Origin of the sequence: Pseudonocardia pini (genome assembly GCF_013870575.1) — a bacterium.
Lineage (GTDB): Bacteria > Actinomycetota > Actinomycetes > Mycobacteriales > Pseudonocardiaceae > Pseudonocardia > Pseudonocardia pini.
Genome location: NZ_JACBXB010000167.1, coordinates 1 through 8,720 on the forward strand (window position 1 = coordinate 1; position 8,720 = coordinate 8,720).

At 70.7% G+C, this 8,720-nt stretch carries 7 protein-coding genes and 1 pseudogene; 5 read left to right on the plus strand and 3 right to left on the minus strand.

The window, feature by feature from the left end; translation table 11 throughout:
- Positions 1–273 precede the first annotated feature (273 nt).
- Complete coding sequence (locus H5J29_RS12335) at positions 274–798, minus strand: peptidase associated/transthyretin-like domain-containing protein (RefSeq protein WP_181781077.1); 525 nt, start codon at positions 796–798, stop codon at positions 274–276.
- 83 nt (positions 799–881) lie between these two features.
- Positions 882–1,577 (minus strand): dioxygenase family protein, encoded by a 696-nt coding sequence (locus H5J29_RS12340; RefSeq protein WP_181781078.1) that lies wholly within the window; start codon positions 1,575–1,577, stop codon positions 882–884.
- Between the two features lie 267 nt (positions 1,578–1,844).
- Between H5J29_RS12340 and H5J29_RS12345 the strand changes: the two genes are divergently transcribed.
- From H5J29_RS12345 to H5J29_RS12365, 5 genes are all read left to right on the plus strand, one after another.
- A complete protein-coding gene (locus tag H5J29_RS12345) occupies positions 1,845–3,314 on the plus strand; it encodes a hypothetical protein (protein ID WP_181781079.1) in 1,470 nt (489 codons plus the stop codon).
- A 17-nt stretch (positions 3,315–3,331) separates the two neighbouring features.
- Positions 3,332–4,618, plus strand: a complete 1,287-nt coding sequence (locus tag H5J29_RS12350) for a hypothetical protein (RefSeq protein ID WP_220187313.1) — start codon at positions 3,332–3,334, stop codon at positions 4,616–4,618.
- Positions 4,619–5,623, plus strand: coding sequence for an aldo/keto reductase (locus H5J29_RS12355; RefSeq protein ID WP_181781080.1), 1,005 nt, complete (start codon positions 4,619–4,621; stop codon positions 5,621–5,623).
- 116 nt (positions 5,624–5,739) lie between these two features.
- Positions 5,740–7,089 carry an MFS transporter gene (locus H5J29_RS12360; protein WP_181781081.1) on the plus strand — a complete coding sequence of 450 codons (1,350 nt, stop codon included), beginning with the start codon at positions 5,740–5,742 and terminating at the stop codon, positions 7,087–7,089.
- Positions 7,089–8,360: an ATP-grasp domain-containing protein gene (locus H5J29_RS12365; RefSeq protein WP_181781082.1), complete on the plus strand. Its 1,272-nt coding sequence runs from the start codon at positions 7,089–7,091 to the stop codon at positions 8,358–8,360. The genes H5J29_RS12360 and H5J29_RS12365 overlap by 1 nt, the downstream gene beginning before the upstream one ends.
- Before the next feature lie 78 nt (positions 8,361–8,438).
- Here the strand turns inward: H5J29_RS12365 and H5J29_RS12370 are convergent.
- Positions 8,439–8,720, minus strand: a pseudogene (locus H5J29_RS12370) (ABC transporter ATP-binding protein); the annotation flags it as partial.

Consider the following 8,720-nt stretch of genomic DNA (forward strand, 5'->3'; position numbering starts at 1 on the left):
GCCGCAGCCGACCACCAGCGTCGACCGGACGGCCGGCGCGTTCTCCGGGTCCATGGAGAGTCTCCTTCGCCGAGTCAGGGACCGGTCGGGTGCACGGGGTCGGTCGACTCCGTCCCGGCCGCGTGGCCCGGGAAGTCGTCGGTGTCGGCCCACCCGCAGGTGGGGCAGCGGAACCGGCCTTCACCGGGCGGCAGGATCACGTTGCGGATCGTCCTGTGTCCCTGGGGACACAAGCGCGCGGCCGAGGGGTCGATCCGCTGTCCCGAGGTGCTGTCAGACATTGAGCTGCTCCCGGAACGGACGGGACGGGGTCTGTCCACCGTCGAGCAGTGACGGCTCCCCCGGCGCGGCGAAGAACGCGGTCTGCTGGTCACCGGAGAGCCGGATCTCCCACCGGTACCCCGACCCGTCGACCTCCGCGACCAACGTCGCCGCGTCGCCCTCGTCCAGGTAGCCCAGCAGCGGGTCGGTGGCGTTCGCCGCCTCCTCGTCCGCGAAGTACATCCGCGTCCGGTGCAGCTCCGGCAGCGGGAACACGTGGAGGACCACGTGGAAGAACGGCGCCTGCAACCCACGCCCTGCCAACCCGACCCGCTCCGGCTTGCGCACCGTGAACGAGAACCCGCCGAGGTCGTCGGTCAGCGCCCGCACGAACTGGTCGCCCGCCAACACCTCGATCAACACGTCCGGCGGAGCGATCGGACGCCCCACCCCGTCGACCACCCGACCGGTCACGGTGAACGCGCCCGGGCTCCTCGGGTCGACCCCGTTCTCGGCGCCCTCGTACATCAACGTCATGCTCGCGTAGGGTCCGGGCCCCTGCGACGGCGTCAAGACCCGGTGACGCGGGTCTGCGGCGGGATCGGTCTGCTCGGCCATGCTCACTCCACATCCATCGGGGTCGCGCCCGGACCACGCAGGACGACGTCCCAGCGGTACACCACCTGCAGATACGTGCCGTCCAGGCCGACCTCCTCGACCCGGGCGATCATCTTGTCCCGGTCGTCGGCGTACTTCTGTTGGGCGTAGACGAAGTCCGTCTCGTTGAGCGGGTCGTTCTCGAAGTAGCAGGCCGTGATCAACCGGTTGGCCAGGTTCGGACCGAAGAACGAGAAGTGCACGTGCGGAGCCCGCCACATCCCGCTCCCCGGCGGACCCGCGTAGCCCGACGGCCGGATCGTGTAGAACACGTACTCGCCGTTCTCGTCGGTCAACGTCCGACCCGTGCCGAAGAAGTTCGGGTCCGTCGGCAGCCACGGCCGGTCGCAGTACTCGTCGAGGTAGAGCCCGCCCGCGTTGGCCTGCCAGATCTCGATCAACGTCCCCGGGACCGGCTCCCCGTCACTGTCGATCACCCGCCCGACGAGCTTGATCCGCACGCCGAGGGGCGGCCCGTCGCCCTTGTCCAACAGGTTGTTGTCGCCCGGGTCCACGTCCACCCGCCCGTACACCGGGCCGGAGCCGACGTGGAACCACTCGGGCGGGAGCTCGTAGAACTCCTTCGCCGGAATCCGCGGCCCGAAGGCTGGGTGCATCAGCGGAGAGACCATCTCCAGCCTGGAGTCGGTGTCCGTCATCTCGGGGATCCTCGTTCCTGGGTGAGGTGGCGTCGCCGTGCTCGTCCGGGAGGTCGGAGCCGGGGCACCCTTGCCGGGGCAATGCTCGGGAGCGGCGACCAGCCGGACAAGAAACCAATGTCCCTGAACACGGAGGCGGGCACCGTGCAACCCCGAGCGGTCAGCCGGGGGTGGAACTCATGTGCCACGACAGCCCGGATCCCCGTGGCTAGCCTCGCCGCCGGACGGCCCGTGAGGGCGTTCTCGACGGCGAGGAGAAAGCACACCATGTCCGAGCTCCCGGTCTCCCGGCGCCCGCGGTGCCCCGAGTACATCAAGATCGACACCGTGGACGAGCTGCTGCCCTACCTCCGCGCGGTCGCCGACCGCCCGTACCAGGCGGGCGCCCTGCACGCGACGTGGGACCTGCAGCCGGGCGAGAGGATCCTGCTCCGCACGGACAACTGGCACGACCCGCTCGTCGTCGACGCGTGCGCGGCCGTGCTGAAGGAGTACGGCTGCGAGTTCGAGATCGAGACCCTCGACCGCGGTCCCAAGCCGGAGTTCGACGGGTACGACGAGATCGACATCATGCTCGCGCTCACCGCCGAGGTCACCGGCGACATGGAGCGTTGGGCCGACATGGACCGCAACGCGACCTACGACAAGGTGCTGTGGGGCTTCGGCGGACCCGTCCTCGGCGAGGCCAACATGAAGATCGCCCGCATGCCGTTCGTGTCCCGCGAGCTGGTGGCGAACCCCGGCAACCTCATCCCCGGTAAGATCATCTCGGCCATCGACGAGTGGACGGACTCCACCATCAAGCGCGGGTCGCTGGTCCGGGTCACCGACCCGGAGGGCACCGACCTCACCTTCCCCCTGCCGGACCACTACTTCGCACCGGACCGATCGACCTGGAACATGGAGACCGCGCAGGACTGGTGGCCGCAGAGCCCGGACCTGATCGCCGGCTACATGCCCGGCCACATCACGGCGCGTCCGCTGTGGATGTCTCCGGAACCGGGCGTCGACGGGATCAACGGCGTCATCGCGGGCACGATGAACCACATCGGGCCGTACCCGCGCCTAGAGATGACCGTCGAGAACGGACGGATCACCTCGATCGAGGGCGGCGGCGTCTTCGGCGACAAGCTGCGCGAGCTCGAGGAGCGCACCAAGGACCTGCAGTACCCCGGCTTCCCCGGCCCCGGGCTGCTCTGGCTGTTCGAGGTGTCCATCGGCACCAACCCGAAGGTGCACCGCCCCCGCGACGGCTACCTGCAGGGATGGATCTGCGGGATCATCGAGCGCACCCGCAGCGGCATCATCCACCTCGGCTACGGCACCGTCGTCACCTCCGCGCGCGAGGTGGAGGCCGCGAACCTCGGCCACCCGGTGGGCCACTGGCACACCCACCTCAACTTCCCGACGGTGACGATCCAGACCCCCGACGGGGAGGAGGTCCTGCTCATCGACGAGGGCAGGCTGAAGGCGCTCGACGACCCGAAGGTGCGGGCGATCGCCGCCGAGATCGCGGGCGAGGACGCCGACTACTGGTTGGACGAGGCCTGGGTGCCCGCGGTGCCCGGCCTCAACTGCGAGGGCAGCTACGAGGAGTACGCCGCGGACCCGACCGCGTGGACGAAGGCCGAGCTGCAGATCTGCCGCACCCAGCACCCGATGTTCATGCGCATGGTCGGCGCGGAGCACGGGTTGGCGCGGCCGAGCACCGGCGGTCACGCCGGCTGCGGGCACTGAGCGAGGGGACGAGCACCATGGACTTCACCGTCGACGAGATGCGGACGCCGCCCGAGGTCTACGCCTGGAGTCGGTTCGGCCAGCAGGAGTACACGACCTTCCTCGACGAGAACGACTCCTGGCAGGAGACGTGCTCGATCGGCGACTGGTCGTTCCTGTGGCAGCACTGGTTCCGCGGACCCGACGTGCTCGAGCTGTTCTCCCGGTTCTCGGTGAACGACTACTCGCGCTTCGCGATCGGGCAGTCGAAGCACGTCGTCCACACCAACGCCGACGGCAAGGTGATCCACGAGGGCATCCTGACCCGCTTCGGCGACGAGGAGTTCATGCTCCACGGCCGCGGCGGGTACTGGATGCGCTTCCAGGCGGAGCGGGCGGGCCTGAACGTCGCGGTGGAGCAGGACGACTGGTTCATCCTGCAGCTCTCCGGCCCGACGGCCATCAAGGTCCTGCAGAAGCTGGACCCGTCCGAGGGTTACCTGGACACGAGGTACATGTGGGTCGCTCCGATCACCATCGCCGGTCACCGCATCCACGCGTTGCGCCAGGGCATGTCCGGTGAGATCGGGTTCGAGCTCCAGGGCCCGGCCGAGCACCGCCAGGAGATCTACGACGCCATCCTGGCGGCGGGCGAGGAGTTCGGCATCCGACGGATGGGCGGCCGGATCTCGCTGATCAACCACCTGCAGGCGAGCTACCCGACGATCGCGACCGACTACATCCCCGCCATCTTCGAACCGGACACGGCCGAGTACCTCGAGTTCTTCCTCTCACAGATGCCGCCGAACGCCAAGCCCGCCTACGTCGCGGGCAGCTACCCCGGCAAGCAGATCAGCGAGTACTACCGCAGCCCGGTGGAGCTCGGTTGGAGCAAGGTCATCCTCGGCACCGACTTCCTCGGCGCCGAACCGTTGCTGGCCGAGAAGGCGAACCCGACGCGGGTGCTGCGCACGCTGGTCTGGAACGCCGACGACGTGACCGACGTGTTCGCCTCACTCCTGCGCCCGGGCGAACGCCACCACACCTTCATGGACATGCCGCGTGACCAGAAGGGCTTCATGTGGGCCGACCGGGTGGAGGTCGACGGCACCATCGTCGGGGTCGCCACCTCGCGCGGCTACTCGCACTGGTTCCGCCGGATGATGTCGCTGTGCCCGATCGACGTGGCGTACGCCGAGCCGGGCACGGAGGTCACGGTCGTCTGGGGCAACCCCGGTGACCCGGAGAAGGCGATCCGGGCGACCGTGGCGAGCGCGCCGTACAAGCCGAACCAGAACACCGCCGACCTGCGAGCGGCCCGGTAGGTGGAGCACCTGCGGCTCGGGGCCGCCGGGCCCGAGGTGAGCGTCCTCGGGCTCGGCGGCAGTGCGCTGTCCGGGGCCTACGGTCCGGCGCCGGACGACACCGGGATCGCGACGCTCCACGCGGCGCTCGACGCCGGGATCACCCTGATCGACACCGCGGACTTCTACGGCATGGGGCACAACGAGGACCTGATCCGCCGGGCGCTCGGCCCGGGAGAGCGGGACTCGGTGGTCCTGAGCCTGAAGTTCGGGTCGTTGCGCGACCCCGCGGGCAGGCCGATCGGGATCGACTGCCGCCCGGCGTCCGCGCGGAACTTCCTCGCCTACTCCCTGCGGCGCCTCGGCAGGGAGTACGTCGACCTCTACCGCCCCGCCCGGGCGGACCCGGCGGTGCCGATCGAGGAGACCGTCGGGGCCCTCGCGGAGCTCGTCACCGAGGGCTACGTCCGCGGGGTCGGGCTCTCCGAGGTCGACCCGGACACCATCCGCCGGGCACACGCGGTCCACCCGATCACGGACGTCCAGGTCGAGTACTCCCTGTTCACCCGCGAGATCGAGGCGCCGGGCGGGGTGCTGGAAGTGTGCCGTGAGCTGGGCATCGGCGTCACCGCCTACGGAGTGCTGTCGCGCGGTCTGCTGTCCGGCCGATGGCGGGGAGGGCGGGGCCCGCAGGACGTCCGCGGTCGGCTCCCCCGGTTCACCGGCGACAACGTCCGGTCCAACCTCGCGTTGGTCGAGGCGATCCGCGGTATCGCGGACCGCCTGGGACTGACCGTCGGCCAGCTCGCCGTCGGTTGGGTGATGGCCCGGCGCGGGGAGTGGGGCGACATCGTTGCCGTGCTCGGCTCGCGGACGCCCGAACAGGTGGCGGAGGCCGTCGAGGCGGCCCGACGACCACTCACGGCGGGCGACCTCGCCGAGATCGAGCGGGCGGTCCCGGTCGCGGCCGTCGCGGGTGACCGCTACCCACGGTCCGCGGGCCCGGCTGCTCCTGCTCAGGAGTAATTGTCTCTACCTCACCGGAACCTCCCGGCTGACGATGGGACCGCTGGCGGCCGACGGCCGCCGGACCTCGGTAGAGGTCCCCGATCGGTAGCGTCGCCGAGCTTGGAGGAGACCGAATGAGCGAGTCCGACGACCGCGTCCACACCGTCACCGATTCCCCGCCCGCCACCGAGGTCCCGCCCGAGGAGCAGCGCCGCGCACTCGTCGCCGGCATGCTCGGCACCGGCTTGGAGCTCTTCGACTGGGTGCTCTACGGCACCGCCGCCGCCGTCGTGTTCAGCTCCGTGTTCTTCCCGACCTTCTCGCCCGTCGCCGGGGTCCTGGCGGCCTTCGCGACCTTCGCGGCGGGCTTCATCGCCCGACCGGTCGGCGGGCTGGTGTTCGCCCACATGGGCGACCGCCACGGGCGCAAGCGGGTCCTGCAGGCGACCGTGCTGATGATGGGTGGAGCGACCGTCGCCATCGGCCTGCTCCCGACCTACGCCCAGATCGGCGTCGCCGCCCCGATCCTGCTCGTGCTGCTGCGGCTGCTCCAGGGTGTCGCCGCGGGTGGCGAGCTCGGCGGCGCGGTCGCGATCGTCATGGAGCACAGCCCGCCGGACAAGCGGGCGACCCGGGGTGCGCTGCTGGTCGGCGGTGGCGTCCTGGGGGCGGTTCTGGCCTCGGTGTGCTTCCTCGTCACCTCGCTCGCCTTCTCCCGCGAGACCTTCCTGGCCTGGGGCTGGCGGATCCCGTTCGTGGCCAGTGTGCTGGTGCTCGCCGTCGGTCTCTACATCCGGTCCCGGATGCAGGAGTCGCCCACCTACACCGCGATGGCCGCGGCCCGAACCCTCGAGCGGACGCCGATCCTCACCGTGCTGCACACCCAGTGGCGCACCGTGCTCCAGGTGATCGCCGTGACCGCCGCCCAGTCCGGCGTCGCCTCGCTGCTGTTCACCTTCACCCTCGGCTACCTCGCGACGTTCCTGCAGATGTCCCAGGGACTCAGCCTGGGGATCTCGGTCATCGTCAACGTCGCGCTCTTCGTCTCCTACGTGGTGGGCGGGCGGTTGGCCGACCGCACCGGGCGGCGCCGCACGATGGTCGCCGGGTTCGTGGTGTGCCTCGCCATGGCGTTCCCGTTCTTCCTGCTGCTCGACACCCGGTCGGTCCCGGTGATCCTCGTCGCCGTGGTGGTGTTGGCCATCGGCTGCGGGCTGGTCGGCGGGCCGATGGTCACCCAGTTCGCGGAGCTGTTCCCGCCGCAGGTCCGGGTCAGCGGATTCTCTTTGGGGTACCAGACCGCCGTGATCCTCGGGGGCGGGCTCGCTCCGACGATCGCCGGGGCGCTGGCCGCCGCGGGCGGCGGTTCCTCGTGGACGATCGGCTTCTACATCCTCGGCATGTCCGCCATCGGTCTGCTCGGCCTGCGCTTCATGGCCGACACCGCCGGTCCCCGGGCCCGGCAGGTCGTGGAGGCCGGCTGATGTCCACCGCCGTCGCGCACGTCGAGTCCACCGAACGCATCGACCGACCGGTGCTGGCGCTGGTCGACTACATCACCTACATGGGGCCGGTGGAGATGTTGGTCGAGCTCGCCGCGGGCGAGTTCGACTACCTCTTCATCTTCAGCATGCGCACCCGGTGGGACGCCCGGACAGCGCAGGACCTGCGCGATCTCGGGTTCCGGGTCGAACTGCTGGACGACGTGGTGCGAGAGCCCTCCCGGGTGGCGCACTGCGCCGGGATCACCAGCATCGGGGACCAGACACTACGCGAGACCGCGCGCATCGCCGAGGCGGTGGGGCTGCGCCACTACCACTCCCCCGCCGTCGCGGACACGATCAGCGAGAAGGTCCGCCAGCGCAGGGCCTTCGCCGCGCACGGCCTGCCACAGCCCGCGTGGGCGGAGATCGACGCCGGCGAGGACGGCTGGTGGGAGCGGGTCCCCGAGGGACTACGGTCCGGCTCGATGGTCCTCAAGCCCAGTCGCGGCTGGGGCAGCTCGGGCGTCGTCCGGGTCACCGACCTCGACCAGGCGCGCGAGGTGATCGGGACCGACGACGGGCTGTGGCTGCTCGAAGGTGAGATCGTGGGCGGTGCGCACCCGCTGGGCGACTGGCTCTCGGACTGCCTGTCGGTGCAGACGATGACGGTCGGCGGGGTGACCCACCTCTTCGGGGTGATGGACAAGCCGCCGACCGCGCCGCCGTTCAAGCCCACCGGGGACCTCGTCCCCTCGCAGCTCTCCGCGGACCTGCGGCGGCGGTGCGAGGAGGTCGCCCTCGGCGCGGTCGCCGCCCTGGGGATCCGCAACGGGTGGTGTCACACCGAGCTGAAGCTCGGCGCGGACGGACCCGAGATCCTCGAGGTCAACGGGCGGATGACCTCCACGATCCACGACGCCTGCGTGCGGCTCTACGGCACCGCCCCGATCAGGATCTGGTTCGACGTGGTCCTCGGTAGGCGTCCCGAGGTCCCGGAGTTCGACTACGGCAGCAGGATCGTCTGCCAGTACCTGGCACCCGCGCCGCGCACGCCGGTCCCGCTTCGGGCCGCGCACCGAATCGCCGACGAGCTGCGGACGCTGCCACAGGTCTTCGACGTCCGGATCCTCGACACCGACGCGCTCGACGGCGACTCCGGGACCTCGGTCACCACCGCCCCGCTGGCCGTGTGGTTGGAGGTCCGCGACAGCGCCGAGCTGCGCACCTCGCTGGAGACCGTGAAGGAGTCCCTCGCCGAGATCGGGCTCTGATCGGCTCCGACCGGCTCCGACCGACAGGGAACGGCCCGGCCGCGCGGTGGCGCGGCCGGGCCGTTCCTCGTCTCCCGCTCAGGCGCCCGCGGCGGGCTCCACCCCCAGGTACCCCGCGAGGACCCGGTCGTGGTCGCGGCGCAGCGCGTCGGCGGAGCCCTCGGTCGACACCCGGCCCCGAGTGAGGACGTAACCGCGGTCGGCCACCTCCAAGGCCAGGGCGACGTGCTGCTCCACCAGCAACACGCCGCACCCGGACTCGCGCGCGTAGTCCCGGATGACCGGCAGCAGCTGCCGCACGATCAGCGGCGCGAGCCCGAGGCTCAGCTCGTCGAGCAGCAGGAGCCGGGGGTGCCGGGC

What these genes read in the sequence shown, in the direction of transcription:
- H5J29_RS12360 (WP_181781081.1), top strand. Translation starts at nt 5,740, where the DNA reads ATGAGCGAGTCCGACGACCGCGTCCACACCGTCACCGATTCCCCGCCC.
- H5J29_RS12335 (WP_181781077.1), bottom strand. Translation starts at nt 798, where the DNA reads ATGACGTTGATGTACGAGGGCGCCGAGAACGGGGTCGACCCGAGGAGC.
- H5J29_RS12340 (WP_181781078.1), bottom strand. Translation starts at nt 1,577, where the DNA reads ATGACGGACACCGACTCCAGGCTGGAGATGGTCTCTCCGCTGATGCAC.
- H5J29_RS12345 (WP_181781079.1), top strand. Translation starts at nt 1,845, where the DNA reads ATGTCCGAGCTCCCGGTCTCCCGGCGCCCGCGGTGCCCCGAGTACATC.
- H5J29_RS12365 (WP_181781082.1), top strand. Translation starts at nt 7,089, where the DNA reads ATGTCCACCGCCGTCGCGCACGTCGAGTCCACCGAACGCATCGACCGA.
- H5J29_RS12350 (WP_220187313.1), top strand. Translation starts at nt 3,332, where the DNA reads ATGGACTTCACCGTCGACGAGATGCGGACGCCGCCCGAGGTCTACGCC.